Source organism: Listeria cornellensis FSL F6-0969 (assembly GCF_000525855.1).
Taxonomy (GTDB): domain Bacteria; phylum Bacillota; class Bacilli; order Lactobacillales; family Listeriaceae; genus Listeria_A; species Listeria_A cornellensis.
Genome location: NZ_AODE01000074.1, coordinates 1 through 1,158 on the forward strand (window position 1 = coordinate 1; position 1,158 = coordinate 1,158).

The window sequence follows — 1,158 nt, forward strand, 5'->3', positions numbered from 1 at the left end:
GATTGGCGCGTTAACAACCGATTCCACAAGCGTTTCTGGAACAGGCGAAGCGAACAGCGCTATCGTGATCAAAAACGGTACGACTACCATCGCGTCTGGTAAAACAGACAGCGCCGGTGACTATATCTTCAACATCGCCAAACAAGCCGGCGGTTCAACCATTACAGCAACAGTCACCAAAGCATCCAACGGTAAAACATCCACAGCCAGCACTAAAATCGCGGATGACGCGATCGTGCAAACAACGATTGGCGCCCTAACAACCAGCTCTACTGCTGTTTCCGGTAAAGGGGAACCTAACAGCGCCATCGTGATCAAAAACGGCACGACAACGATTGCATCTGGTCAAACAGACAGCGCTGGTAACTACAGCTTTATTATCGCCAAACAAGCCGGCGGCTCTACGATTACAGCGACGGTAACGAAAGCATCAACTGGTAAAACATCGGCTGCAAGCACCACTATCCCAGACGTGAAAGATTACGCCCTGACAGCCAACAGCTATAAAATTGGTACGGCGAATCTAACAGGAACATACGGCAAAGATATCGCGAAAGTACGTCTTTTCGTGAATGATCAACTGATCGTCCAAGCCACCACCAGCAATGGTACCTTCACGTTCGCGAACATCGCTAGCTTTATCACCAAACCAACCGACAAAGTGGAAGTCGTAGGTGTTGATAGTGCTTACGTCGAACGCGCACGCAAAACCGTTACGGTGACAGGTACTGCTGTCTATGATTACAGCCTTACAGCCAATGATTACACGATAGGCGATCCTACTTTGACTGGTCTATACGGCAAAGACGTATCCAAAGTCCGCCTTTGGGTGAACGGTGTTGCGGTATCCCAAGCAACGACTCACGCAGACGGCACGTATACGTTTGATAAAGTGGCAAGCTTCGTCAAATTAGCGACCGATAAAGTCGAAGTCGTGGCTGTCAATGCCGCTTACAATGAAGTGGCCCGTAAAACAGTCGTAACCAAAGGATCATCCATCTTAGACACGAGTCTAACACCAGACCCGTACGCGAAAGATAGTGCGACCCTGACCGGTAAATACGGCAAAGACATTGCGAAAGTCCGTCTTTGGGTCAACGATGTCGCGGTAGCACAAGCAACAACCAGCAATGGCGACTTCACCTTCACAAACGTTGC

General features: G+C 49.5%; 1 protein-coding gene. It reads left to right on the plus strand.

Annotated elements, in window-relative coordinates:
* The coding region (locus PCORN_RS19545) for an immunoglobulin-like domain-containing protein (protein ID WP_036082714.1) at nt 1–1,158 on the plus strand (1,158 nt) is incomplete at both ends.